21 protein-coding genes are annotated in these 24001 nt (G+C 33.8%); 12 read left to right on the forward strand and 9 right to left on the reverse strand.

The features are described from left to right. Window positions 1-85: 85 nt before the first annotated feature. From RM520_RS00130 to RM520_RS00160, 7 genes are all read right to left on the reverse strand, one after another. Window positions 86-2809, reverse strand: coding sequence for a M16 family metallopeptidase (locus RM520_RS00130; protein ID WP_311386555.1), 2724 nt, complete (start codon window positions 2807-2809; stop codon window positions 86-88). A gap of 129 nt (window positions 2810-2938) precedes the next feature. Beyond that, the gene (locus RM520_RS00135) at window positions 2939-3667 is read right to left on the reverse strand and encodes a PepSY domain-containing protein (protein ID WP_311386556.1); all 729 of its coding nucleotides are present in this window, start codon (window positions 3665-3667) and stop codon (window positions 2939-2941) included. 9 nt (window positions 3668-3676) lie between these two features. Next, window positions 3677-4435, reverse strand: a complete 759-nt coding sequence (locus RM520_RS00140; protein WP_311386557.1) for a heavy-metal-associated domain-containing protein — start codon at window positions 4433-4435, stop codon at window positions 3677-3679. Next, window positions 4432-5265, reverse strand: coding sequence for an NHL repeat-containing protein (locus RM520_RS00145; RefSeq protein WP_311386558.1), 834 nt, complete (start codon window positions 5263-5265; stop codon window positions 4432-4434). The genes RM520_RS00140 and RM520_RS00145 overlap by 4 nt, the downstream gene beginning before the upstream one ends. Before the next feature lie 4 nt (window positions 5266-5269). After that, window positions 5270-5896, reverse strand: coding sequence for a heavy-metal-associated domain-containing protein (locus RM520_RS00150; RefSeq protein WP_311386559.1), 627 nt, complete (start codon window positions 5894-5896; stop codon window positions 5270-5272). An 18-nt stretch (window positions 5897-5914) separates the two neighbouring features. Next, a complete protein-coding gene (locus tag RM520_RS00155) occupies window positions 5915-6685 on the reverse strand; it encodes a hypothetical protein (protein ID WP_311386560.1) in 771 nt (256 codons plus the stop codon). 98 nt (window positions 6686-6783) lie between these two features. Next, the gene (locus tag RM520_RS00160; RefSeq protein ID WP_311386561.1) at window positions 6784-7194 is read right to left on the reverse strand and encodes an HYC_CC_PP family protein; all 411 of its coding nucleotides are present in this window, start codon (window positions 7192-7194) and stop codon (window positions 6784-6786) included. Between the two features lie 26 nt (window positions 7195-7220). On the opposite strand from RM520_RS00160, the gene RM520_RS00165 reads away from it, so the two are divergent. From RM520_RS00165 to rodA, 8 genes are all read left to right on the forward strand, one after another. Next, window positions 7221-9635, forward strand: a complete 2415-nt coding sequence (locus RM520_RS00165) for a hypothetical protein (RefSeq protein ID WP_311386562.1) — start codon at window positions 7221-7223, stop codon at window positions 9633-9635. Between the two features lie 60 nt (window positions 9636-9695). Further along, the gene (locus RM520_RS00170; RefSeq protein ID WP_311386563.1) at window positions 9696-10148 is read left to right on the forward strand and encodes a GAF domain-containing protein; all 453 of its coding nucleotides are present in this window, start codon (window positions 9696-9698) and stop codon (window positions 10146-10148) included. Window positions 10149-10239: 91 nt separating this feature from the next. Next, entirely contained in the window at window positions 10240-11772 is a 1533-nt protein-coding gene (purH, locus tag RM520_RS00175) for a bifunctional phosphoribosylaminoimidazolecarboxamide formyltransferase/IMP cyclohydrolase (protein ID WP_311386564.1), read from the forward strand. 139 nt (window positions 11773-11911) lie between these two features. Then, a complete protein-coding gene (locus tag RM520_RS00180) occupies window positions 11912-12940 on the forward strand; it encodes a rod shape-determining protein (RefSeq protein ID WP_311383678.1) in 1029 nt (342 codons plus the stop codon). Window positions 12941-12989: 49 nt separating this feature from the next. Next, window positions 12990-13802, forward strand: coding sequence for a rod shape-determining protein MreC (gene mreC, locus RM520_RS00185; protein ID WP_311386565.1), 813 nt, complete (start codon window positions 12990-12992; stop codon window positions 13800-13802). Continuing rightward, window positions 13792-14301 carry a rod shape-determining protein MreD gene (locus RM520_RS00190; protein ID WP_311386566.1) on the forward strand — a complete coding sequence of 170 codons (510 nt, stop codon included), beginning with the start codon at window positions 13792-13794 and terminating at the stop codon, window positions 14299-14301. The genes mreC and RM520_RS00190 overlap by 11 nt, the downstream gene beginning before the upstream one ends. A 29-nt stretch (window positions 14302-14330) precedes the next feature. Then, window positions 14331-16199, forward strand: a complete 1869-nt coding sequence (locus RM520_RS00195; RefSeq protein WP_311383680.1) for a peptidoglycan D,D-transpeptidase FtsI family protein — start codon at window positions 14331-14333, stop codon at window positions 16197-16199. Continuing rightward, window positions 16189-17469 carry a rod shape-determining protein RodA gene (gene rodA / locus RM520_RS00200; RefSeq protein WP_311383681.1) on the forward strand — a complete coding sequence of 427 codons (1281 nt, stop codon included), beginning with the start codon at window positions 16189-16191 and terminating at the stop codon, window positions 17467-17469. Before RM520_RS00195 ends, rodA begins: the two co-directional genes overlap by 11 nt. Here rodA and RM520_RS00205 read toward each other — a convergent pair. After that, a complete protein-coding gene (locus RM520_RS00205) occupies window positions 17466-18269 on the reverse strand; it encodes a DNA/RNA non-specific endonuclease (RefSeq protein ID WP_311383682.1) in 804 nt (267 codons plus the stop codon). The genes rodA and RM520_RS00205 overlap by 4 nt on opposite strands. Before the next feature lie 114 nt (window positions 18270-18383). On the opposite strand from RM520_RS00205, the gene RM520_RS00210 reads away from it, so the two are divergent. Continuing rightward, a complete protein-coding gene (locus RM520_RS00210; protein WP_311383683.1) occupies window positions 18384-19352 on the forward strand; it encodes an L-threonylcarbamoyladenylate synthase in 969 nt (322 codons plus the stop codon). 52 nt (window positions 19353-19404) lie between these two features. On the opposite strand, the gene RM520_RS00215 is transcribed toward RM520_RS00210, so the two are convergent. Continuing rightward, complete coding sequence (locus RM520_RS00215) at window positions 19405-21600, reverse strand: carboxy terminal-processing peptidase (protein ID WP_311386567.1); 2196 nt, start codon at window positions 21598-21600, stop codon at window positions 19405-19407. Window positions 21601-21800: 200 nt separating this feature from the next. Here RM520_RS00215 and surE point away from each other — a divergent pair, with 200 nt between their 5' ends. The 3 genes from surE to lpxB are packed head-to-tail and all read left to right on the forward strand — an operon-like array spanning window position 21801 to window position 23971. Continuing rightward, on the forward strand, window positions 21801-22580 hold the full coding sequence (gene surE / locus RM520_RS00220; protein WP_311386568.1) for a 5'/3'-nucleotidase SurE: 780 nt from the start codon (window positions 21801-21803) through the stop codon (window positions 22578-22580). Then, window positions 22573-22860 carry a hypothetical protein gene (locus RM520_RS00225; RefSeq protein ID WP_311383686.1) on the forward strand — a complete coding sequence of 96 codons (288 nt, stop codon included), beginning with the start codon at window positions 22573-22575 and terminating at the stop codon, window positions 22858-22860. Before surE ends, RM520_RS00225 begins: the two co-directional genes overlap by 8 nt. Window position 22861: 1 nt before the next feature. After that, on the forward strand, window positions 22862-23971 hold the full coding sequence (gene lpxB, locus RM520_RS00230) for a lipid-A-disaccharide synthase (RefSeq protein WP_311386569.1): 1110 nt from the start codon (window positions 22862-22864) through the stop codon (window positions 23969-23971). The last annotated feature ends 30 nt before the right edge of the window (window positions 23972-24001 follow it).

Below are 24001 nucleotides of genomic sequence, written 5' to 3' on the forward strand. Positions count from 1 at the left end.
TGAAATAAACGACTTAATAGTTTATTCTATAAAATAAAAGCCCTGTTAATCAACAGGGCTTTTTAATTTTAAGAAGTGAATTTAATTATTCCTTCTCTCTTTCAAAATCACCTGCATTAACAACAGTCCATTCTGAAAATTGTTTCATGTACTTAGTAATCGCTGCATTTACATCCGAAACCGAAAGCGCCTTAACTTTAGCCTCTAAGGCTTTGTGAAAACTCATATCTCTATTGTAGTAAATATTATTATTTACCAAACTAGAAAGTTCATTATCCTTGGCTCTAGAAACATTTTTGCCTTGAACCCATCCATTAACAGCATTTGTAAGCTCTTCTTCGGTGATACCATCCTTAATGAAACGTGCAATTTCTTCTTTAAAACCAAGCTGAACCTTATCTAGGTTATCCGGATTATAAATTGCATAAACAATGAAAGAAGAATTTTTATCAACCTTATCACCATCGATATTCAAAGAGCCTCCTGCCCCATAACTAACACCATCTTTTTGTCTAAGACGATCTGCAATTCTAGAGTTCAAAAAGCCGCCGCCTAATATTTCACCGGCAACGTTTAAAGCGGCATATTCATCATCATATTCACTCATGTTTACAGCTAAAGAGCCCAGGGTAATTGCATTCTTTTTATCTGGTGTAAGTAGGTTTTCATTAACAGCTTTATTTACTTTAAAAGGATTCTTTAGTTCTGCATAAGAAACTTTACTTTCAAAACCCTTGAATTCTTTTTCTATAAAGCTTTTAACCGCCGCTTTATCAAAATTACCAATGGCTATTAAAGTAGTTCTTCCTAAACCATAATATGTATTGTAGAATTCTTGAACACTCGTTCTAGAAACCTCGTTAATTGCTTCTATTTGTTCTTCAATTGTCATTGAAGCCAATGGATGACCTTTTGGATAAGTGTTATTAATTTCACCCAATCGATTTGAGGCTAAAAAATTTGGCTGTGTTCTATTCTCCTCAAGACTTGCTAGCCGCTGTGTCTTTATTTTATCGAGTTCAGCTTCATCAAAAGAGGGGTTTTTAATGATTTCAGACATTAAATTTAAGGTCCCAAGTAAATTCTCTTCTGTAGATTCAATACTCACATAAATATTACCATTTCGAGCACTAAATCGTATTGATGATTTTAATTGACTGAGTTCGTCTTCAATTTCTTGTCTAGATTTAGAGGTTGTTCCTTTATTCAAAAGACTTGCTGTCAACGACGGAACCATACCTTGATTCATCAGTGAATTTACATCACCATTGCGCATATTAAAACTTAAAATAACGGTTTCACCTCTATTTTCCTTTTCAATAAAGCCATACTCCACTTTATCAAACAAAACACCAGAATCTAAACGGTTTTGAATATTATCATAACTCACATCAAATGCTTCTCCTGTTCCTTTGTCCTCTTTCCCTTTGTAGGTAGAAACAACAGCTTGTAAGTTTTCAGTATGAGGAATTGATACCGATATTGGATCTTTTGTAGGTATAAAACGACCTATTGTTCTGTTTGATGGAATAAAATATTTAGATGCGATTGCGTTGACTTGTTCAACCGTCATGCCCTCAACTCTATCTCTAAAAATAAATGCTAAACGCCAATCCCCCGCTCCTATAAATTCACTCATATAGGTTCCTAAATAGTTAGAATCTCTGCTGATTTGATCAATCTCTTTTGCTATGTTAGCTTTGGCTCTATCAAGTTCTTCTTGGGTTATCGGCTCAAAATTATCCATGGTGGCTTTAAAGATAGTTTCCACCTCATCTGCATTCTTATCAGAAGGTACTTCAATATGTGTATACATATAACCTGGTTCCTTGGTAAAAGGGGTTAAAGTAAAAAGTGATGAGGCCTTTTTACCATCTACCAACTTTTTATATAACCTACCAGAAGGTGTATCAGCTAAAATATTTTCAATCAAAGCGATACCAGCATATTCTTCATGTGAACCAGCAGGAGTATGATACAAAGCCGATACAATTTGTAAATCACCTACACGACTAACGCTTACTTTTCTTTCACCATCTTGTGCTGGTTCTTCGGTATATGAGTCTCGTAAAGGCATTTCAGGTGATTTTAAAACACCAAACTTAGTTTCAACAAGTTCTAGAACTCTAGCCTCTTCAAACTTGCCAGTAATCATAAGAACAGCATTGTCTGGACGATAGAATTTTTTGTAAAAAGCCTGAAGATTTTCAATGGGAACACGTTCAATATCTGATCTGTTACCAATTGTAGTCTTACCATAATTATGCCATTGATATGCCGCATTACTAACTGACTGCCATAAAACTCTAAAAGGACTATTCTCACCACTTTCAAACTCATTTCTGACAACGGAAAACTCTGAATCTAAGTCTTCTTTTGCAATATAAGAGTTGACCATTCGATCTGCCTCCAAATCTAAAGCCCAAACTAAATTTTCATCTGTAGCATTAAAAGTTTCAAAATAATTGGTTCTGTCATAAAAGGTAGTCCCATTTGGTCTAGCTCCTCTTGCTGAAAGTTCTTTAGGAATATCTGGATGATTAGGAGTCCCTTTAAAAACCATATGTTCCAATAAATGTGCCATCCCTTTTTCACCATAACCTTCATGACGAGACCCTACCAAATAAGTTATATTAACAGTTATTGTTTGCGATGAATTATCTGGAAACAATAAGACCTTTAATCCATTTTCTAAATTGTATTCCGTAATACCTTCAACCGTTGCTACCTTCTTCAACTGGGCTTCGGCTTGAAAGGTTAAACCAAAAACCAAAAACAGAAGTAAGAGTTTAATTTTTCTAAGTTTCATTTTAGTTTTTATTTAAAAAATTGTTCTGTTCTTAAATCTAAATAAAAGAAGATCAATTGACAAAATTGAAATTGCTAATTACAAGCAATTAACCTTTTTTAGGTAAAAACACCAATAAAACAATGGTTTTTATACAGAATTTCGTGACCGGTTAGACTTGCTTCCTTTAACTTTTCTTAAAGATGGCGAGCTTACAAACCAAAGAGTAAATCCGCTTACAACGGTTATAAGACCCAATAAGCTAAAAGCTCGTAATACTATGGTATTGAAATTATCTCTACTCTGATAATCCATTGTATGGGTCATCCAAAGAAAATCAAACCAACGCCATTCTCTATGACGTACAGTTTGAAAAGCACCATTTGCTAAAGCGACATAAGCTTTAATATTTTCAGCAGATTCATAAGAAATCTCATATGCAGGTAAAGGTTTACCCCGATATTCATGATGTGGTCCAACGCTATCTATTTGATGTATACTGTTAACTTTTAAGTCCGTCCTCATGTACCTTGAAGCCACCTCCAACGCTTCCTCAGGGGTAATTTCTAACTTTCTTAATCCAGTTTTTGCATTAATTAAATCTTTCTTATTTATCCAATAATAAGGTTTATCCGCAATAGCGATAAGCTCTAAGGAAGTTATAGGGTTAACCGCTTCAATTTTCGAAGTTCCTAATAAATCTGAAAAAGAAGGTTCAGAGAGAGGTACTTGTTTAAAATGGTCGCCATGAATTTCATCAATATTGGTCCAACTAAAATAAAGTCCACTAATAGTCCATAATAAAAACTGTAGCCCTAAAAATAAACCTAGATATCGATGCGTCTTTCTAATGGAAAGCGCAAGTTTTCTACTTGCCATAAAAATTGATTAAAATATTTGAACTAACATAATGATTGCCATGACTAACATTATACTGTTTTCAATAAAGGTAGCCTCGGTCATTGGTAATTGCAAGGCCGTGCCCAAACAGGCACAACGTATTTGTTTTTTATTCAATAAGGTTCTGGTTACACCGATTGTGGTGACTCCTAAAATAAGTATGGTAATTAATAAGGCTGTTGAAATTTGAAATCTCATCAAAAACATGACACCTAAACACAACTCTAAAAATGGATAAATCCAGCCATAAAAAGGAAAAAGCTTGGCTATTGGATCGTACATTCCAAAACTCTCCGGAAAACCTTTTAAATCTAAAAACTTAAAGAAACTAAAGACAATATAAAAGAGCCCCATAAAATCTAACATTGCTTCTCCAATACTCCAATTATCATAATTCAATAAGAAAGATGAGGCGAACAAATACGCAAAAATTAGCAATAGAGGTTTTAGCTGTTGTAGCTTAGTTTTCTCTCCAATCACTTTTTCATTTTTCTGAGTCTTCCTAAGCCTGTCAAAAGGCAGGTTGTCATCCGCTTTACCTTTGACTTTTTGTTCAATAAAATATTTTTTAGGCAATACATTTTTGAGTGCCGAAATAGAAATATGTTCTTTCATTTCTATTTCGGCTTCTCCTTTTCGCAAATCAACATCGACCGTATATACTCCATCTACACCTAAAAGTTTTTCAGTAACCGATGCAACGCAGTTTTTACAAGTCATTCCTTCAATACTAAAAGAATTTTTCATGACATACTATTATCAATCGGATTCAATATATAAGACGACAATTTTCCATTCCTATAATTGATAATATACAAGGTTTCTTGGATGATAATCATATCTGTTGGCTTTTCAATTTCATCCCTTAATGTCTGCCTTAAATTTCCATCCTTATCAAAAATTAAAACACGGTCGTTTTCAAAATCAGTTATGAATACTTCATTATCCGAAACATAAATGCCTGTAGCTGCATTCATTTTTTGGTTTTGACCCATCATTTGCACAAAATTTCCCTGTTTATCAAAAACCTGTATACGATTATTATAAGCGTCAGCAACCCATATTAAGCTATCTGTTATTTGTACATCTGTAGGGTAATAGAATTCTCCTTGTTTCTTGCCTTCTTCTCCAAATGAAATCCAATCCTTACCATTGTTAAAAAGAATACGATTGTTATAAAAGTCTGCAATAGCTCTTTCCGATTTGTAAACAGCAACTCCTGCAGGAGCATCTAAACTATCATTTAAAAAAAGGTCCTCCAGAGTTCCGTTTTTAAAAACGGCAACATTGTCCTTACCATATTGTGGAATAAAAATTGACACTTTATCCGCATCTATATGCATTGGCCTATCCAAAGAATCAATTGTCTTTTCAATAACACCATTTTCATCTATTTGCACCAAGCGATTATGGTCTCCATCTGAAAGCCATAATTTCCCATCCAATTCAGTAATTCCAATCGGGTTTATACCCTCCAATTGAATAACAGTAGCTAATTTCCATTCTTTAGGTACTTCTTCTTGCTTACAAGAGCTAAAAAGAACTACTACAGTAACCAGTATATATAAGTCTTTCATGATATTATTTTGTAATGCGTTCGTAATGACAACAAGCCGGTAACTCATTATAAGTTCCTTTTTTTGCCTTATGATTTTTAGTATCGTGACCCGCCTTAGCAATTGCCATTTCAATTTGAGATAAGCTTGTAGCTCCCGTGTCAAAAGACACTTCCATCATCTTGGTATCTTTGTTCCAAGAAATCTCTGAAACGCCGTTCACGCTTTTTGCAGCTTTTGATATACGTGCTTCACACATACCACAATTGCCTGCAACCATCATTTTTTTAGTAATAGTTCTTTCACTACTATCTGATAGCATTGCTCCTTTAGATTCTTCAACCTCACCATTCGCTCGTTCTATTTTAGAAGTTACAGGTGTATACCCAGCTTTTTCAACTTGTTTTTCTACGGCCTCCATGGTTAAAGCCTTTTCTGCCGGATATTTAAAACTAAAATCTCCAGTTTCAATGTCAATCTTAACATTCTTAATTCCATTAAATTCCTTGAATTTTTTCTCAAGCCCGTATGCACAGAAAGGGCAACCTAAACCGTCTACCTGAACCATAAATTTATCCATCGCCTTTTGTGCATTTGCACTAAACATTGTCATCATTCCAACGACCAATGTTACTATTATTGTTTTTTTCATTATTGTTTTTTTATATTATTAAAATGTAAATCGAGTGCCTAAAAAGATACTATGACTTAACTTTCGACCTGCATCGACATCATTGACCAAAGGAACTTGAACTGCTAAATCAAAGGTTATATTTTTTCTAGCGTATTGAATTCCCTGGGCATATAACAACTGATACCAATCCCGCTCTACCAACCAGGAGTTGGTATATTCAAAATATAAGTTTATCTGATTATTGGGATATTGTGGCTTTAAAAGTGGAAGGCCAAAACCTAATTTATACCTGAATTCGTCCAAAGTACCACCCGGCATCCAGTTATAACCAATCTCATTTGAAATACCATATTTTAGGGTTTCATAACCAGCTATAATTCCATAATATCCGGAATACTTACCCGTACTTAATTCCATAACATCTAATGTTTCCCCTGTTGGTAAATTTTGTAATGTTTTAGCGACGACACGAAAAGTTTTCCCCGTGGCATCTTTTCTAAAAAACTGATACTTCCCCAATATTTTAATATCGGCTATTGAGCTTCCTGAAGACCCATTTTCAATATCATAATTTATATAAGGCAAATGAACTGCCACCAAAGAATTGGAAGAAGGCAGATAATGCAACATTAGGGGAACATAAACAAAAGTTCCTCGTTCTGTTTTACGAATTTCAGTAAGGGTTTTTGTTGTAAAACTCCCGCCACCTAGCATTATTGGTTTATCAGCTGTTATTGGCGGTCCTTGCGCTTGTGCGATAAATGAGAATAATAGTATTGCAACTATTATTACATATGTATTTTTCATGATTTTCTTATTTGATTTAATTCTTTAATATGATAATTATCCGAAAAGGACAATCATCAATTTCTATAGATTTAAAAAATCCACTTTTATAGAATAAATCAAATTAGAAAAACTTCGTCAAGTAACTGGATGTCTTTGACGAGTATGGGAGGTGGGTAATATTCGTAAGAAAGTTTTTCTCTTTCTATATTGTTCTCTATGTAGAAAAATGAAGTTGTAAAAACTACTAAGAAAATTTGCTGATCAAAATCAAAATCATTGAAATTCAATTTTAAATCATCTAGACCTTCCATAACAAAGGTTTCGTCATCACAGCAGTGATTCTCATAACCTTCATTTTCAAGAAGTGTCATAGCAGCTTCCATTCCGCAATCATTCGCTTTGGTAAAGAGAGCTATATCCATAACCCTTCCCATACACAAATGCTTATCAACTGTCCAAGAGACTGTTGAAAGTAACAGCATTAGCGCCATTATTACAGAAGAGAACTTTCGAAATACTTTTAACACAGTACAAAGTTAAGAAAAACCTACATATGGGCCTATTTTTTGATTTTTTCTTAACTTTAATGAAAACGGGGCAAATGAATGCAAAACGCACATTTTCAATTAGCTATATTTTTTTAATGTTATCATTTTATTCGTTTGGTCAGTCAAATCAAATCAATTCTTCCTTTCTAGAAGCATATTATAATTATTTTAAAAGCGATAGAAAGAGTGTTCATTTACATCTTAATAAGACCGTTTTTTTAACTGGAGAACATATTTGGTTCAGCGCCTATATTTTTAACCAAACAAAGAACCTTCCGAGCACTGATAAAGAGTTTGTATATGTTGACCTCATTAATAACCAAGGTGAGGTATTAGCACAAAAAACCATTTTATTCAGTAATGGTATAGGAAACGGAGAATTATTTTTAACTAATTCACTTAGTTCAGGCTTATACTTTTTGCAAGTTTATACAGCCTCTATGCAGAATTTTGAAGAGGACGACTCGACTAAATATCCAGTACTTGTAAATAATTCTTCTACTAACAATTTTGTCAACTATGAGTATTATAAAAAAACGGAAAAACCAGAGATAATTATTGCTCCCGAAGGGGGAAAATTATTATCTAATGTGTTAATCAAATGTGTTACAAAAGCTTCAGATGAAATGGGAAGAGTGATAGTTCCAGATTCAGCATTTTTGGTTAATAATGAGAATAAACGAATTTCAAAACTCAATTTTAATAAGCATGGCTTTGGCTCATTTTCATTAGTGCCAAACTATGGTGAACGATATAGCCTAAAACTTTACCAAAATGGTACTATTCTAAAAAAAGAATTGCCACCGGTTGAAAAATCTGGTGTAACACTAGCAGTGGCTAGAAACCCCCATAAAAATGAAATTGTTATACAAGTATTTGACACTAGGATTGATGAAAAGGAAAGATTTCATGACCTTTTTTTTCTGATACATAAAGATCAGAACATAATTGATTTTGAAATTGAAAAGTATTTAGCGAATGGCAAATATGAATTCAAAATTAATTATGATGTTCTTTTTGAAGGGGTAAATACATTCTCAATATTAGACGGAAAAGGCAAAATACAAACGAGTAGAATATTTTATCACCGCTCTGATTTACAACCAAAGCAATTTGCGATTAATAATGAAAATAAAAAAAGTGACACTATCGAGTTAGCGGTTAAACATTATAAGAATTTTGAAGATGATTGGAATAATTTGAGTATATCAATATTACCAGGTGAAACAAGGGCACAAAGATTTAGAAAAAAAGCATTTTTTGCATTGCAACTTGAACCTTACTTTAATGGACCTGACTGGCGTGACTTATGGACTAAGGAAATAAAATCATTTGAAGATTTAGCTTTTATGGATCAATTAAGCATCCTAGCAAAACCAAAATACCAATGGAAAAATATTTTAAACAAAAACTTATCCATACCTGATTCAAATTTTTACACAGGTGCTATTGAAGGTGTAATTGAGCCTAGAAATAAAAATGTGAAGCCTCAAATGGTGGTTTTATATTCCAAGACTAACGAACTTTTGATGAATGCTGAAGTAAGTAATAATAAATTCATTTTTAACGAATTAGTTTTAGAAAAAGGAAGCAAGCTAAATCTTTCATTAATTGGCGAAGATGGTAAACCCTATAAAGCTAATTTTAGTTACACCATAAAACCAATTATTTCAAACTATAGACATAGGTTTAGCACCAACCATGTGCATCAATCAGAGAATTTTATGAACGAGTTATCCCAAGTCATGAGTATTACTGAAAACACACAGCAGCTTGATGAGGTAATCGTAACTGCTAAAAAACTTAAATACCAGCGATTTTTTCCAACCTACCAAAGTATGAAAGTAGATAGTAGTTCTGGGTTTTTGAATTTAGGTGATTTTGTTCGAAAACAAGGATTCTCATCAATACTAATAAGCCCAAGAGCCAAAGGCAGAAGAGCTGGAACACTTCAAATAGCTAAAAGAAACCAAAGATGTGGCTTAGTATTTCCATCAATTGTGCTTGACGGTGTTTATGACCAATATTTTGATTCTTATGAAAATATTGGTAGAGAATATATAGATGAAATATATTGGGATAGACCAAATGGGTGTTCCATTAAATTAGTAGTATTTACTAATGATGCTTATAAAAATCGACCTTTACCATCACATAAAATCACCAGCAAAGAAATTACAATTGACAAAGGTTTTGATACCCCTAAACCCTTTACCCGTGATGAGTATTTTGAAACTAGCAATGTTAGCTTTAAACATTTTGGAATCTTGGGTTGGGAATCTGCCATAACTCGTGATAACAACCAATCACTCAAATTAAAAGTACCAATAGAGAATGAGAAAAAAATCATGGTTATTATAGAAGGGTATTCTGACACTGGAAAAATACTCTCAGAGAATCATTTGGTATCACTAAATTAGCTTTTCCTAAAGAAAGTTTTTATTATTAAAAACAACATTAAGTTCCAAAAAAATTATTAAATGTTTAAAAACTTAGAGCCTTTAATTGAAGGTATCGTTAATAAAGTTGAGTTCTCCACAACTAAAAAAATGCAAGAAATCTGTAACCTACTACAAAAAGAAGTTAATTATTATAATTGGGTAGGCTTCTATTTTAAAAATGGTGAGAAACGTGAATTAAAATTAGGCACATTTGCCGGAGAACCCACCGACCATACCATTATTCCGTTTGGCAAAGGAATCTGTGGTCAAGTTGCCGAGAGTAACGAAAACTTTGTAGTTCCTGATGTTCAAGCTCAAGACAACTACATTGCTTGTAGCATCAATGTAAAATCAGAAATTGTAGTACCGCTTTTTAAGAATGGCCAAAATATAGGTCAAATTGATATAGATTCTGACACACCAGATCCTTTTAGTGAAGAAGACGAACGCTTTTTAGAGTTCGTGAATCAAAAAGTAGCCGAAATTCTTTAAAACTTATAGGTTTTTGTTGATAACCCAATCTCATTGATGCTTTTAAAAAAAGTATTTTTGAGGCTTAATTTTTTTCTGCAGTAAAACAACTATGGACACCACAAAGAAAGCAACATCAGCCTTAATATCAGTATTTCATAAAGACGGATTAGAACCAATAATTAGAAAATTTGACGAACTAGGAATTACCATTTATTCTACAGGAGGTACAGAAAAATTCATCAGAGAACTCGGAGTTAATGTTGTTCCTGTTGAAGATGTTACAAGCTATCCTTCCATTTTAGGTGGACGTGTAAAAACATTGCATCCTAAAGTATTTGGAGGTATTTTAAATCGTCAAGACCATGAAGGAGATGTGGCACAAATGGAAGAATTTGAAATTCCTCAATTGGATATTGTAATAGTTGACTTATACCCTTTTGAAAAAACAGTTGCAAGTGGTGCATCAGAACAAGATATTATTGAAAAGATTGATATTGGAGGAATCTCATTAATTAGAGCCGCGGCAAAAAATTATAAGGATGTCCTATGCGTTTCTTCCATGGAGGATTATGAAGATTTTCTAAATGTTATTGCCACTGGAAATGGACAAACTACAATTGTAGATAGAAAAGGTTTTGCCTCTAAGGCCTTTAATGTTTCATCACATTATGATACCGCAATTTTTAATTATTTCAATCAAAATCATGAAGAAGCCGTTTTAAAAATTAGTGAACAAAAAGGTCAAGTACTGAGATATGGCGAAAACCCTCATCAAAAAGGGTTTTTCTTCGGAGATTTTGAAGCCATGTTTGACAAATTACACGGCAAAGCTCTTTCTTATAATAATCTGTTAGATGTTGACGCTGCAGTATTACTAATGAACGAGTTTAAAGGTGAAGCTCCAACATTTGCTATACTAAAGCACAATAATGCCTGCGGATTAGCGCAACGAGAAACTATAAGCCAAGCTTATGTTGATGCTTTAGCAGGAGATCCGGTTTCCGCTTTTGGTGGTATTCTCATCGCTAATACTGAAATTGATGCCGAGACGGCTGAAGAAATACATAAATTATTTTGCGAAGTAGTAATCGCGCCTAGTTATTCTGAGGATGCGCTAGAAATTTTAAAAGGTAAAAAGAATAGAATCATATTAATTCAAAATGATGTTACATTACCTGAGACTATTGTACGTACTTGTTTGAATGGAGTTTTAGTTCAAGACAAAGATTTTAAAACAGATACTATTACTGATTTAGAGTATGCTACAAAAAATAAGCCTTCTGAAAAAGAATTAGAAGACCTATTGTTTGCATCTAAACTCTGTAAGCATTCCAAATCAAACACCATTGTTTTAGCAAAGAACAAACAATTATGTGCAAGTGGAACCGGACAGACCTCAAGAGTTGATGCTTTAAATCAAGCAATTCATAAAGCCGGTTCATTTAAATTTGATTTAAATGGAGCTGTTATGGCCAGTGATGCCTTTTTTCCTTTCCCCGATTGTGTTGAAATTGCAGATAACGCTGGTATTACTAGTGTTATTCAACCCGGTGGTTCAATTAAAGATCAATTGAGTATTGACTATTGTAATGAACACGACATGGCGATGGTGATGACAGGTACTCGACATTTTAAACATTAATTCTTCAGATTTGTTTTGAAGTTTTAATTACTGTTCTCTTTCGGAATGAAACATTTAGGTTGTGATAAACAATTTTTATTCTTCATTTCACTACTTTTGCCGATAAATTTTACCGTTAATCCGATAAACAAACATTTTTATGGGCTTTTTTGATTTCATGACTGAAGAGATTGCCATTGACTTAGGTACGGCAAATACGCTAATTATTCATTTGGATAAAGTAGTAGTCGATAGTCCTTCAATAGTGGCCCGTGATCGAATAACTGGAAAAATTATTGCTGTTGGTAAAGAAGCCAACATGATGCAAGGCAAAACTCATGAGAATATTAAGACCATTAGACCCTTAAAAGATGGTGTTATTGCAGACTTTGATGCTTCTGAAAAGATGATTAATATGTTCATTAAGAACATACCTGCTTTAAAGAAAAAATGGTTTCCTCCTGCGTTACGAATGGTAATTTGTATACCATCAGGTATTACTGAAGTTGAAATGCGAGCAGTGCGTGAATCCGCTGAACGTGTTAATGGTAAAGAAGTATATTTAATACATGAACCCATGGCCGCTGCAATTGGTATTGGGCTTGACATTATGCAACCGAAAGGTAACATGATTGTTGATATAGGTGGTGGTACAACAGAAATTGCTGTTATCGCTCTTGGAGGTATTGTTTGTGATAAATCAGTGAAAATTGCAGGTGACGTTTTCACGAACGACATAATTTACTATATGCGAACTCAACACAATCTTTATGTTGGTGAGAGCACAGCCGAAGCAATTAAAATTGAAATTGGTTCTGCAACAGAAGATCTTCAATCACCCCCAGACGACAAGTCTATTCAAGGTCGTGATTTGTTGACCGGAAAGCCTAAACAGGTTCAAGTTTCTTATAGAGAAATTGCAAAGGCCTTAGATAAAAGTATCCTGCGTGTTGAAGATGCTGTAATGGAGACCTTGTCACAAACACCTCCAGAACTAGCTGCCGATATTTACAATACAGGTATTTATTTGGCTGGTGGTGGTTCTATGTTAAGAGGTTTGGATCGACGTTTGTCGCAAAAAACAGACTTACCTGTTTATATAGCGGAAGACCCTCTTAGAGCGGTTGTTCGAGGAACGGGTATTGCCTTAAAAAATTTAGAACGATATAAGAACATACTTATTAAATAGAATAAGGCTTAACCCGGAGTTAATTTTTAAACTCTATTAATAAAATTGAATGCAAAGGATTATCAATTTTATTCTTGATAACAGAAACACATTTTTATATGTATTTCTATTTTCAATTTCCCTTATAATTACAATCCAATCACATTCTTTTCATCAATCAAAATTTTTTAATTCCTCTAAATGGGTTTCAGGTTCTATTTATGAAACATCAAGTAATATCACTTCTTATTTTAATTTAAAAGAAGATAACGAACGTCTTGTTAGAGAGAATGAAAGACTTAGATTTCAATTGTTCAATTCTGAAGAAGCGTTGGAAAAAGATAGTTTGAAATACAAATTTGAAGTAATTCGAGCAAAAATCACTAAAAATAGTTATGCTTCACCTCGTAATTACCTAACGATTAATAAGGGTGAAAAACATGGCGTAACCCAAGACATGGGTGTCATTTCAACTAAAGGAATCTTAGGTATTGTAGAAAACACTTCAACTAAATTTGCTACAGTACAGAGCATTTTAAACACCAAATCAAATATTAATGCGAAAATCAAGAACACCAATTATTTTGGATCTTTAATTTGGGATGCGAAAGAATATAACAGAGTTCAACTGGTAGATATTCCGAGATTAGTTCCGGTAAAGGTTGGTGATACAATTGTCACGGGCGCCATGTCCAGTATTTTTCCAGAGAATATTCCTATTGGAATTATCTTAAACTTTAATTTAAATGAAGCTCAGAGCTTTTATAACATTGATATTAGGTTGTTCAATGATATGGCTAACTTGAGTAATATTTATATTATTAAAAATAAAAACAGAGATGAGATTTTAAACCTAGAAAAGAGGACTTTAAATGCTCAGTAATCCAATAGTTATAAATATTATCCGGTTTGTATTATTGGTGCTAATTCAAGTATTGATATTTAATCAATTGAACTTTTTTGGGTATATCAATCCATTAATTTATGTCTTATTTTTTTACTGGTATCCAATTCGTGAAAATCGAGCAATTTTCATATTGGTTAGTTTCCTTTTAGGTCTTTTAATAGATTTATTTTCAGACACTTTGGCCCTACATACTATGGTTGCAATCACCTTAGCTTATGCTAGACCACTAATCATGAGATTTTGTTTTGGCGCCAATTTTGATTTTCAAGGTTTCACATTTAAAAACTCAACACGTGTTCAGCGAATTACCTTCCTTTTTATTTTAATTATTATCCAACATGTTATTTACTTTTCATTTGAGATTTTAAGCTTTTCGCACATCTTATTAATTTTACAGAAAATACTATTTACAAGTTTGGCCACGTTTATTTTATGTATTCTTTTGAGTTCACTTTTTGCCACTGACAATGAATAGCTTAACTTCAAAGTAATTTCTGATTAAAGATGAAAAAAGTACTTTTATCCTCTATTATTGTAATTATCGGTATCACCTTTATCGGGCGTTTATCGTATTTACAATTGTTCAGTTTTTCTCCAAATCAACTTTTTGAAGATCCTGCAATTAAAGCCGTTTATGATTATCCGGAACGGGGCTATGTATATGATAGAAACGGAAAACTTATTGTAGGCAATCAACCGGCTTATGATGTAATGATTATACCTAGAGAAACAAAAACTCTGGACACAACAGAGTTTTGTAATCTTTTGAAAATTAGCCGAGAAGATTTTATTAATCAGGTAAAAAAAGCGACAAAATATTCCACACGTTTGCCCTCAGTTTTAGTACCCCAACTTGCAAAAGAAGATTATGCAAGGCTTCAAGAAAAAATGCGAAAGTATTCCGGATTCTACATACAGAAGAGGTCTTTACGTGATTATATGACTCCAAGTGCTGCTAATGTCTTAGGCTATATTAGTGAAGTTAATGCAGCCGATTTAAGAAATAATCCTTACTACAGAGCTGGTGAATTAAAAGGTCGAACAGGTATTGAAAAACAATATGAAGAATTATTACGTGGAAGAAAAGGGGTAAAATATTTACAAAAAGATCGTTTTAATCGAGATATTGGGCCCTATAAAAATGGTAAACTAGACACCTTACCTCAAGTTGGAAAAGAGCTTTATGTTACTATTGATAAGGAACTGCAAGAATACGGTGAAAAGCTAATGAATGGTAAAAGAGGAGGAATTGTAGCCTTAGACCCGTCATCAGGTGAAATTTTAACTATGATATCTGGTCCAACCTATGACCCATCCCTATTGGTTGGTCGAGACCGCTCTAAAAATTACTCCAAATTACATTATGATAGTATTTCAAAACCTACCTGGGATCGCGCCATATTAGCGCAACCTTCACCAGGTTCGCCATTTAAAACCTTAAATGCCCTTGCTGCTTTACAAGAAGGGGTGATTGATACAGATACCAAATTCCGATGTTATAACGGATTTTATGTCGGAAAAAAGAAACAAGGATGCCATTGCGGCGGAGGTGTCAGAGATTTAAATTCTGGAATTTTTAATTCTTGTAACGCCTATTTCGCAGGGACGTTCAGAAAAATCTATGGTAAATACAAAACCACGGACGAAGGAATGGATGTTTGGGAGAAACATATGAAAAGTTTTGGTTTAGGAAATTACTTAGGCACGGACCTTCCAACGGGAGCGCCGGGCAGAATACCTAATAAGGAATATTATGATAGAGCTTACGGAGACAACAGATGGGCTTCTTCCTTTATCATTTCAAATGCTATAGGCCAGGGAGAAGTTGCTGCTACACCTATTCAATTGGCGAATATGACGGCAGCAATAGCTAATAGAGGGTTCTTTTATACACCCCATATAATTAAACAAATTGGTGGTCAGAATGGTATTCCATCTAAATTTACAGAAAGACGTTACACTACAATTGATAAAGAACATTTTGAACCAGTAGTTGAAGCGATGGCTAACGTTTATAGATATGGCACTGCAAAATGGTTAAAAGTACCCGGAATTGAAATTGCTGGTAAAACAGGAACTGTAGAGAATTTTACTCGTATTAATGGCGAACGTGTACAGCTCACTGATCACTCTATTTTCGTTGCCTTTGCTCCCATTAAAAATCCTAAAATTGCACTAGCTGTTTATATTGAACATGGTTATTACGGAGGTAGATATGCCGGCCACATTGCTTCGCTGTTAGTAGAAAAGTATCTGAAAGGTGAGATAACCAGAACAGATCTGGAGAAAAAAATGTTAGAAAAAACCTTAGAACACGAGTATGCAAAACCTCTAAGCGGAGAGCCTTTCAAGATAAACGAGTATGTCTGGTAGAAGTGTACTTAGGCGCTTAGATTGGCTTACGGTTCTACTGTATGTTATTTTGGTCTTGTTCGGATGGGTTAATATTTACAGTACAACATTTACTGGAGATGAGACTTCAATTTTAGATTTTAGTACTTCTTATGGCAAACAATTATTTTTTATTGGCTTATCGTTTTTACTCATTATTATTATTCTCTCTTTAGAAGCATCATTTTTTGAAAGATTTTCAAGTGTTTTTTATGTGGCTGCTATTGTCATGCTTATCGGTCTTTTCTTATTCGGGAAAACTATAGCAGGTGCAACTTCTTGGTATGATTTAGGCTTCTTTAATTTACAACCTTCAGAATTCGCTAAGCTTGCTACTGCCTTAGCAATGGCAAAATATTTAAGTGATATTCAAACAGATATTAGAAAAGGTAAGCATCAATTGTATGCTGTCTTAATAATTTTGATACCTGTTGTTTTAATTGCACCGCAACCAGATCCAGGGAGTGCATTAATCTACTTTTCACTATTTTTTGTGCTATTTAGAGAAGGCTTACCTATAAAATATCTTGGCTTTGCCTTACTATTTGTATTACTTTTTATTACCACTTTAAAATTCGGAGTTGTTTGGATGTGCATTGGTTTAGGAATTCTTATTTCCCTATTCTTCTTTTTTAAAAGAGCAGATTTTAAAATACCCAAAATTCCTTTAATCATATTCATCGTTTCGTGTGTTGTTATTTCGCTTTCCGTGAATTTTGTTTTTAACGAAATCTTTGAGCAGCGACATCGTGATCGTTTTAGTCTATGGCTTGGACTTGAAAAGGACCCAATTAAATTGGAACAAATCAAAAAAACCATTGGTTATAATACATACCAGTCTGAAAAGGCAATAGAGTCAGGTGGCTTTTTAGGCAAAGGCTTTCTTGAAGGAACGCGAACCAAAGGGGATTTTGTACCAGAACAACACACCGATTATATTTTTAGTTCGGTGGGCGAAGAATGGGGGTTTTTAGGTACTACTTTAATCATAATTGTCTTCACAGCTCTTTTTTTAAGGCTCATTCATTTAGCCGAACGACAAAAAAGAGAATTTAGTCGAATGTATGGGTATGGTATTATTTCCATATTATTGATTCATTACTTTGTTAATATTGGGATGGTGATTGGCTTGTTACCAACTATTGGAATTCCCCTACCTTTCTTTAGCTATGGTGGTTCTGGATTGTTGTTCTTTACAGCAATGTTATTTGTGTTTTTAAAGTTTGATAGCTCAAGACTCAAAGAACTTTAAAATTTCCAATTCTTAATACTCATTTTATTTTCAATGCGCTTTTGCCATTTGTCAGATTTTTTATAAAAAAAATCAATTCCTGTTGCTAGTTCTAACTCATCAATTGTAACTAAAAATTGTTTTAAAGGTTTTCTACTTTCCTTATTTGGAAACAAAAATGCCATTACGTGAAGCTGATTATTATCATTTCTAAAAATCACCTTATAAAAAGCCTCAGGCACATCAACATCTTCACTGCCAATTTCTTCAAGGTTATTTTTTAAAACCCCACCAGTAATGATATATAAATCATCATAACGCTTACACCAATCTCTAACTTGCATTTCTAAACGATTCCAAATTCCCGCATTAAAAGCCCTGTCTTGAGGAGAAATATTACTAGTGTAAAAAGTTTCATTGTAAGCATATTCTGAAAACCGTCTATCTCCTGCCGGGCATAAATGTCCTCTATCAAAACCAGAACCTTTATAATTTCTCCAATCCGCCGATTTAGATGCTACTTTAGGGTCTTCAATAAAATAGGGCCGTTTGCGATTATCATAGGTTAAATGTTCCTTTTTTAATTCATAGGCAACCCATTCTGCTTGCTCATGAAATTCACTATAGGAAAGCATAAAATAATCATGTAATACTATTTGATTAAAACTTGAGCTTGGTAAATACTCTTTCTTAAAAGGAGCTGAAATAGCACTACTATTAGGGTTTGAATACGTATCTGGAGTGTAAAAATTTTCAAATAACCAAAACCCAAGAATACAAGTTAACAACAAAACAGTATAAACGACTTTATCCTTTTTCATTTTAAAATTTATCATTAAAAATAGTAAGATATATCTGCTTTGTTAATTACTTCGAAAACAAGACATATCGCTTATCATTTTGTCACCCTAAAGGTTAAGCTTAATTTTGCACCGATGGCATATTTAACCAAAAATATTGAAAAAGCTAAAGCGGCCTTAAACAATGGAGATTTAGTTGCCATACCAACTGAAACAGTCTATGGGTTGGCTGCCAATGCTACAAGTATTGATGCAGTAAAAAGTATTTTTAAAACAAAAGGTAGACCTAGCAACAATCCACTGATCTTACATTTTTCAAACTTTGATGCTATCTCACCTTATGTTGCTTCAATTTCAGACGACGTAAAACTGCTAGCCAAATCATTCTGGCCCGGACCTTTAACTTTATTATTACCTAAAACAGATTTAGTACCAGAAATTATCACTGCTGGATTACCTAGAGTAGCTGTTAGAGTGCCTAGCCACCCATTAACCATAAAGCTATTAAATGAGTTAAATTATCCTTTAGCAGCACCTAGCGCAAACCCCTCAGGTTATATTAGCCCAACTAAGGCCTCGCACGTTGAGAAACAATTAGGAGACAAGATTGAATTCATTTTAGATGGAGGTAATTGTAAAAAAGGATTAGAGTCCACAATTTTAGGTTGGAATGACAATAATAAGCCCACTCTTTATAGGCAAGGTGTTATCACTGCCAAGGATATTGAAGAAGTCTTAAAAAAAGAAGTTGTCATTCATACTCCGAATTCTGGTCGATTGGAAGCACCCGGAATGCTTTCTTCTCATTATGCTCCAAAAACAAAAACAATTATAAGCGACAGTATTGAGAGTACTATCAGGGAAAATAGTGGTTTAAAATTAGGCCTTATCAAAGCTTTTCAACCTTATAAAGGACCAATTATAGTTTCAAAGCAGATAGTTCTATCATCAAACAACTTACTAGAAGAGATTGCACAAAAACTTTACGCTTCAATGCACGAACTTGATGCATTGGATTTAGATTTAATAATCATAGAAAAAGTAATAGATGAAGATATTGGACTTGCCATTAATGATCGATTAAAACGTTCTGCAGTCAAATAAAAAAGCTCTGATATTTTATCAGAGCTTTTTTTATATTTATTTCTTTGAAATTTTAACCCTTAACACTTGCTAATTTTGTATTGTGATTTTTCAGAGAATTCAATTTCAAATCTTGTAATACATTAATAGCCTCTTCGATATAAACATCTTTAGCTAAATCAGTATGCCAACGATTTCTTTTCTCTCTCAAAATAGGATCTTTTGTAAACAACTCTTCTTCATATTTTAAAGATTCAAAAGTCAATTTAGAATCATAATCTCTCAGTTTCTTAAAATAATTAGATCTTTTTTTGTTCGCCTCTTGCGTTGTCTTATACTTTTCATAATTCAAAGAAACTATGGTTTCATTTTGCTGATCACGCACCCATTTAGCATTTTCTTCAATAAGTTCAATTTGAACATTATTTGCCATTCTAGCTTTACTATTCGCCACAGTGGTTTCGTAGTCAATATTACCATCCCAAACTTGATAATCAGCCGGTGTAATCTTGTCCCAAGCCAAAGGGTTTTCTTGATCACGTTCTCCTAAATCAATATAGCTATATCTATCTGGGACAACTATATTACTCTTTACACCTTCCAACTGGGTAGAACCACCATTAATTCTATAAAACTTTTGAGTAGTTAATTTAATTGCTCCAAGATCACCGTGTTCATTACTTCGAACGATATTATCTAAAGGAATAACATTTTGAACAGTTCCTTTTCCGAAAGTTTGCTTACTGCCAATAACAACTGCTCTTTTATAATCTTGCATAGCGGCAGCAAGAATCTCAGATGCCGATGCAGACAATTCATTAACCATAATAACTAATGGACCATCCCATTGAACGCGCTCATCCTTGTCTTCATGAATTTCTTTTCGCTGTCCTGAAGATTTCACTTGAACAATTGGACCATCTTTAATAAAAAGACCTGCCATTTCAACAACGGTTTTTAGTGAACCTCCACCATTATCTCTTAAATCAAGTATTAAACCTTCTGCTCCGGCCTGCTTTAATCGCTCCACTTCTTTGGCTACATCAGTAGCAGCATTGCGTTCAGAATAGTCATCAAAATCTACATAAAATTTTGGTAAGTTAATTAAGCCGAATTTGCGCTCATCTTTTATAACTGTTGCAGATTTTGCATACGATTCTTCTAATTCAACAACATCTCTGGTTATCGACACTATATCTACAGTACCATCAACCTTTCTTACCGTTAAATCAACTATAGTGCCTTTTGGTCCTTTAATTAGTTTAATCGCATCATCTAAGCGCATGCCAACAATATCAATTGACTCTTCACCGTCTTGTCCAACTTTTAAAATTTCATCACCTACTTCAAGGCTTTTTGCTCGCCATACCGGGCCACCAGATATAATTTCAACGATTTTTGCACCTTCCGGTTTCTTTTGTAATCTAGCACCTATGCCTTCAAATTTACCAGACATACTAATGTCAAATTTATCCTTCTCTTCAGGGCCAAAGTAATAGGTATGAGGATCAAACTCATCTACAATTGTATTGACATATTGCTCAAACCAATCTTTTCTTTCTAAACCGGAAACAAACTCAAAGAAATCATCTAAAGTATTTTTTGTTGTTTCTCTAGATACTGCTTCGACTTCAGCTAGAGTCATATTTTTTAGCTCTTCATCAGCTTTTTCTTCTGCAGTAGCAACATCTACACTAGCCAAGTCGCCTCCTTCTACGCCTCCTTTACTACTGGAGGTATTCTTAATCTTAATTTTTCCATCATAAACACCAAGAGCATTATACTTCAATTGTTTTCTCCATCGCTCTTTCAGCTGTTTTTTATTAGCAGCGTAGGGCTCTTCTTTATAATCAACAACTATTTCTTCGTCAATATTAAAGTCAAAAGGTTTTTCTAATACCTCAGTGTAAATATCTTTTGCTTCGTCCATTCGTTTCATTAAACGCTGATAAACCAAATTGAAAAAAGAAATTTCAGTATTTTTTATCTGATCATCTATTTGATACTTGTATTGCTCAAATTCACGAATATCACTTGCAATAAAATATCTTTTTGTTGGGTCTAGAATATCAATAAAATCTTCATAAACGTTAGCTGAAAATTTATCATTAATATCTTTAGGTTCGTAGTGACCACGCTCTAAGACATATGTAATTAAGTCAAGTAATAACTTGTCTTTATCATTGGTCTCAAAAGATTTGTTTGTAAAACTGCAAGAGGCAACTGCAATCAGTATTATTAAAAAGCCTAGCACAAAATTCTTCTTCATAATATAGTTTTTGGGACTGGGTTCATCGTTATTTCAATTAGTGCAAATCAGTCTTCAATTTACACCTACAATTCATACGAATTCCCTAAGATACTGAAAAAATCATGCCACTTTTAGAGGCGCACATTTAATTTTTTGTTAAACGCTTCAGACTTCATATCCTTATGAAAAACGTATTTTTACCATAATAATTATATCAAATGAAAAAACCGCTAATTCTTTTAACGAATGATGATGGAATTACGGCGCCAGGACTGCGTTCTCTCATTGCATTTATGAAAGAAATTGGCGAAGTCGTTGTGGTCGCACCTGACAGTCCGCAATCGGGTATGGGACATGCCATAACTATTGATAATACGTTATACTCCAAAAGAGTTATAATCGACAAAGAAAAAGGTGCACCCATAGAATATAGTTGCAGTGGAACACCAGCCGACTGTGTGAAATTAGGGCTTCAAGAAATTTTAGATAGAAGACCAGATATTGTTGTTAGTGGAATTAATCATGGATCAAATGCCTCAATAAATGTTATTTATTCCGGTACCATGAGCGCCGCTATTGAAGCAGGCATTGAAGGTATACCGGCCATTGGTTTCTCATTATGCGACTATGGTTGGGACGCGGATTTTAGCAAATGCAAAGAATTTGTTCAAAAAATTGTTATTCAGGCCCTAAATTATGGAATACCAAAGGGTACAGTGCTTAATGTGAATATACCTAAGGCTGCCCAGCAAATACCAAAAGGTATTAAAGTATGTAGGCAAGCAAAGGCGAATTGGAAAGAAAAATTTGATAAAAGGATTAGCCCAACCGGCAAAGAATATTATTGGTTGACTGGCAAATTTGAATTATTAGATAAAGGTGAAGACACTGACCAGTTCGCACTGAGTCAAGGTTATGTTTCAGTAGTACCCACTCAATTCGATTTAACAGCACATCACACAATTCAAACAATCAACAATTGGAATTTAAATGAATAACACAAAAAAAGAAGTTATTATCGGATTCTTAGTAGGGCTTATAGCAAATACTTTTGGAACCTTAGCTTATATTTTACTTTTCTCAGAATTCAGCATATCTGAAACTCTTAAAATTGCTGTAGAACAAGGTCATATTGGAAGTATTTTGGCCTTAGGCGCCATTTTAAATCTAGTTGCATTTTTTGGATTTCTGCGTATTAAACGTGATTATCGAGCAAGAGGGGTTATGATTGCTACTATTTTAACAGCACTGATTATTCTTTATTTTAAGCTCTTCTAATATGAAGTATTATATCATTGCAGGTGAAGCTTCAGGAGATCTTCATGGCTCGAATCTTATCAAAGCACTTTTAAAAAAAGATGCTCATGCACAGGTTCGTTGCTGGGGAGGTGATTTAATGCAAGTAGCAGGTGGTGAAATAGCAAAACACTATAAGAGCATGGCTTTTATGGGGTTTTTTGAAGTGTTGAAAAACATAACTTCAATTTTTAAGAACATTCGTTTTTGCAAAGAAGACATTACTAGATTCAAGCCTGATGTCATCATTTTTATTGATTTCTCTGGTTTTAATTTGCGTATTGCCAAGTGGGCAAAATCTCAAAACTTTAAGACCAACTATTATATTTCTCCCCAATTGTGGGCTTCAAGAGCAGGTCGAATCAAAAAAATAAAACGGGATATTGACCAAATGTATGTCATCTTACCTTTTGAAAAGGAGTTCTATCAAAAGTACGATTATCATGTTGAATTTGTTGGACATCCGCTTTTAGATGCAATTTCAAATACCACTTTTATTGAAGAACAGACTTTGCGTGCAGATTACAATCTGCATCCCAGCAAACCTATAATTGCTTTGTTACCAGGAAGTAGAAAACAAGAAGTTGAAAAAATGTTAGCATTGATGCTCTCTGTTACTCAAGACTTTCCATCTTATCAATTTGTAATTGCTGGGGCGCCTAGTTTAGAAAATGAGTTTTATAGTTCTTTTCTAAAGCAAAACACCGTGGGTTTTGTATCAAATCAGACTTATTCCTTATTAAAATATTCCCATGCTGCGCTTGTAACTAGTGGCACTGCTACTTTGGAGACAGCACTATTTAAAGTTCCACAAGTAGTATGTTATAAAGGAAACTGGATATCTTATCAAATTGCTAAAAGTATCATTACTTTAGACTTCATTTCGTTAGTCAATCTTATCATGAATAAAGAGGTGGTAAAAGAGTTAATTCAAGATGACTTGAATACCAAAAACTTAACATTAGAACTTAGCAAAACTGTAAGAGGAAAACAACGAGATCAAATACTTTCCGATTACAATTCTTTAGAAGAAAAATTGGGTGGTGCTGGCGCTAGCGAAAAAGCCGCAGCATTGATCATTGAAAATGCTTAATTTTAGCTACCAAGAAGCTATTCTATTCTT

Origin of the sequence: Croceitalea vernalis (assembly GCF_031846405.1) — a bacterium.
In the GTDB taxonomy this organism is placed as follows: domain Bacteria; phylum Bacteroidota; class Bacteroidia; order Flavobacteriales; family Flavobacteriaceae; genus Croceitalea; species Croceitalea vernalis.

What these genes read in the sequence shown, in the direction of transcription:
- RM520_RS00130 (WP_311386555.1), bottom strand. Translation starts at nt 2,809, where the DNA reads ATGAAACTTAGAAAAATTAAACTCTTACTTCTGTTTTTGGTTTTTGGT.
- RM520_RS00135 (WP_311386556.1), bottom strand. Translation starts at nt 3,667, where the DNA reads ATGGCAAGTAGAAAACTTGCGCTTTCCATTAGAAAGACGCATCGATAT.
- RM520_RS00140 (WP_311386557.1), bottom strand. Translation starts at nt 4,435, where the DNA reads ATGAAAAATTCTTTTAGTATTGAAGGAATGACTTGTAAAAACTGCGTT.
- RM520_RS00145 (WP_311386558.1), bottom strand. Translation starts at nt 5,265, where the DNA reads ATGAAAGACTTATATATACTGGTTACTGTAGTAGTTCTTTTTAGCTCT.
- RM520_RS00150 (WP_311386559.1), bottom strand. Translation starts at nt 5,896, where the DNA reads ATGAAAAAAACAATAATAGTAACATTGGTCGTTGGAATGATGACAATG.
- RM520_RS00155 (WP_311386560.1), bottom strand. Translation starts at nt 6,685, where the DNA reads ATGAAAAATACATATGTAATAATAGTTGCAATACTATTATTCTCATTT.
- RM520_RS00165 (WP_311386562.1), top strand. Translation starts at nt 7,221, where the DNA reads ATGGGCCTATTTTTTGATTTTTTCTTAACTTTAATGAAAACGGGGCAA.
- RM520_RS00170 (WP_311386563.1), top strand. Translation starts at nt 9,696, where the DNA reads ATGTTTAAAAACTTAGAGCCTTTAATTGAAGGTATCGTTAATAAAGTT.
- purH (WP_311386564.1), top strand. Translation starts at nt 10,240, where the DNA reads ATGGACACCACAAAGAAAGCAACATCAGCCTTAATATCAGTATTTCAT.
- RM520_RS00180 (WP_311383678.1), top strand. Translation starts at nt 11,912, where the DNA reads ATGGGCTTTTTTGATTTCATGACTGAAGAGATTGCCATTGACTTAGGT.
- mreC (WP_311386565.1), top strand. Translation starts at nt 12,990, where the DNA reads ATGCAAAGGATTATCAATTTTATTCTTGATAACAGAAACACATTTTTA.
- RM520_RS00190 (WP_311386566.1), top strand. Translation starts at nt 13,792, where the DNA reads ATGCTCAGTAATCCAATAGTTATAAATATTATCCGGTTTGTATTATTG.
- RM520_RS00195 (WP_311383680.1), top strand. Translation starts at nt 14,331, where the DNA reads ATGAAAAAAGTACTTTTATCCTCTATTATTGTAATTATCGGTATCACC.
- rodA (WP_311383681.1), top strand. Translation starts at nt 16,189, where the DNA reads ATGTCTGGTAGAAGTGTACTTAGGCGCTTAGATTGGCTTACGGTTCTA.
- RM520_RS00205 (WP_311383682.1), bottom strand. Translation starts at nt 18,269, where the DNA reads ATGAAAAAGGATAAAGTCGTTTATACTGTTTTGTTGTTAACTTGTATT.
- RM520_RS00210 (WP_311383683.1), top strand. Translation starts at nt 18,384, where the DNA reads ATGGCATATTTAACCAAAAATATTGAAAAAGCTAAAGCGGCCTTAAAC.
- RM520_RS00215 (WP_311386567.1), bottom strand. Translation starts at nt 21,600, where the DNA reads ATGAAGAAGAATTTTGTGCTAGGCTTTTTAATAATACTGATTGCAGTT.
- surE (WP_311386568.1), top strand. Translation starts at nt 21,801, where the DNA reads ATGAAAAAACCGCTAATTCTTTTAACGAATGATGATGGAATTACGGCG.
- RM520_RS00225 (WP_311383686.1), top strand. Translation starts at nt 22,573, where the DNA reads ATGAATAACACAAAAAAAGAAGTTATTATCGGATTCTTAGTAGGGCTT.
- lpxB (WP_311386569.1), top strand. Translation starts at nt 22,862, where the DNA reads ATGAAGTATTATATCATTGCAGGTGAAGCTTCAGGAGATCTTCATGGC.